The following is a 2270-nucleotide window of genomic DNA, read 5'->3' as shown; positions in this document are numbered from 1 at the left end:
CGAGATGCCGAAGAACAGCGAATCGAACTCGTCCACGCCGGCGATGAAACCGCCCCATTTGGACTGGCTGCGGTTGGCCTGCGCCTGTGCGTCGCCGTAGATCGCCTGCCAGTCCCAGCGCGAAGACGGAATCTCTTCGATGCTGTCGCGACCGGAAATCAGGTTCGCCCAGAACGCCGCCAGATCGTCCGCCTGCGGGAAGCGGCCGCTCATACCGACAATCGCGATCGGTTCACGCCCGGCGGCGCGCAGCGCGTCCGGTCCGGTGGATGCGGCCGGCGCAGACGCGGCGGCATCGCCGGGCAGCCAGCGGCCGCGGCGGCGTGCGGCCGGATTCGTTGCTGTTGCAGGCAACGGTGAAATTTCAACACGCGCCGGTGCAGCCGGTGATGCGGCCGCTCCCGCCGGAGCGGATGCCGTCGCACTTGCGACGTCTGCCGCCGTGCCGGCCGGCGCCGCTGCCGCAGTATCCGGCGCCGCGACCCAGCGCTGCGCCCAGCGTCCGTCGTCGATCCGGGCCAGGTGCTGGGCCAGGCTGCGCAGGCTGGGCTGTTCAAAGAACACCGTCGGCATCAGGCTCAGGCCGAACTCGCTGTTGAGGCGGTTGGCCAAGGCGGTCAGGCTGATCGAATCGAAGCCGTATTCGCTGAACTCCGCATCGGCATCGAGATCGCTGCGCGAGACTTTGAGCAGGGCCGCCACTTCGTCGTACAGGCGGCCCAGGGTCCAGTCGGTGATGGAAGCGGTGCGGGTGGCTTCCGACGAGACCGGGGCGGACGCCGCTGCGGAAGTAGCCGCTGCGGATGCGGCTACAGCGCTCTTCACTGCAGCCCGGTTGGCTGCATCCGGCGCATAGGCACCATAAGTACCATTAACCGCATTGGCCGCATTTACCGCGTTGGCACTGTCACGTGCCGAAGGTACCGCAGCGCCCTGCCAGCCCTTCACCGCCGCCCGCACCAGCACCTGCGCGGCACCGCTGGCCAGCGCCTGGTACAGCGCCGCCCAACCCTGGGCCGTCGACAGCGCCAGCGAACCGTGCCGGTCTTTGAGCAAGGTCTGCGTCGCCGCATCGATGCGCATGCCGCCGTCGGCCCAGTACGGCCAGTTCACCGACACCGTACGGCCCTGCCGTTCACCGCGCGCCACGCGCTGCTGGCGCTGCTGCGCAAAGCCGTCCAGGTAACCATTGGCCGCGGCGTAGTCGGCCTGGCCCGCATTGCCCAGCGCCGACAGCGACGAGAACACCACGAACAGATCCAGGTCGACCGGGGCCGTCGCCGCGTCCAGCGCCTCGACACCGGCGACCTTGGGCCGCAGTACCTGGCGCCATTCCGCCGCGGTCTTCTTCAGCACGAAGCTGTCCTTGACCACACCGGCTGCGTGGATCACGCCGTGCAGCGCGCCGTGTTCGGCGATCACCGCGGTCACCAGTGCCTGCACGGCCGCCGCATCGCCGACATCGACCGCGTGGTAGCGCACCGTCGCCGCGGGAATCGCCGCGTTCAGCGCCGCTTGCGCCGCCGCATCCAGCATCGAGCGGCCGGCCAGCACCAGGGTCACGCCTTCGGCCTGCTGCGCGATTTCCTGCGCGAGCAAGCGGCCCAGGCCACCGGCACCGCCGGTAATCAGATACACGCCGCCGGTTTTCCACGGCGTTGCCGCCGGCAGCGCCGGGGTAGTCGGCAGATCGCGCAGGACACGCTGCTGCACGGCACCGTCCACCCAGCGCAACTCCACCGCGTCACGCGCGGCCGCATCCTGCAGTGCCGCGGCCACCTCGGCCGGTTCCCGCGACGCCACTTCGATCACCTGACCGCGCACCTGCGCGTGTTCTTCCTGCACCGTGCGCAGCAAACCCGCCACGCCCAGCGCCAATGCAGGTGCCGCGGTACCGGCCAGCACCACTTGCAGCCGCACCGCTTCGCGCGCACGCACGGCCGTCTGCGCCGCTGCGAACACCGCCAGCGCCAGCGCTTCAAACGCTTCGGCGGCGGCGCCATCCAGCGCCACGGCAGCGCACGCCGTAGCGCCCAGTTCTGCTGACACGGCCGCGGCCTGCGCGGCTGTCGCACCCACGATCAGTACCTGACGACGTGCCGCCGTCGAGGCCGACGAATCCACGCCAGCGCCATCGGATCCGCGCACCGCCGCCACCCACTGCGGCTGCTGCAGCGTCACTTCCGCTTCCGCCGATGCCGTGCCCGGCGCCGCGGCCATCACCGGCTCGGCCAACACCCGCGCCGTAAACCCGCTCAGTTGCACCTGCA

1 protein-coding gene is annotated in these 2270 nt (G+C 70.4%); it reads right to left on the bottom strand.

Features of this window, described 5'->3' with window-relative positions; translation table 11 throughout:
• Positions 1-2270: beta-ketoacyl reductase (locus tag NM961_RS23810; RefSeq protein WP_255916920.1), on the bottom strand; the 2270-nt coding region annotated here is incomplete at both ends.

The sequence above is a fragment of the Tahibacter harae genome, assembly GCF_024437735.1.
GTDB lineage: Bacteria > Pseudomonadota > Gammaproteobacteria > Xanthomonadales > Rhodanobacteraceae > Tahibacter > Tahibacter harae.
Note: the sequence above shows the minus strand (reverse complement) of the source record. Positions and strands in the feature narration are given on the sequence as shown.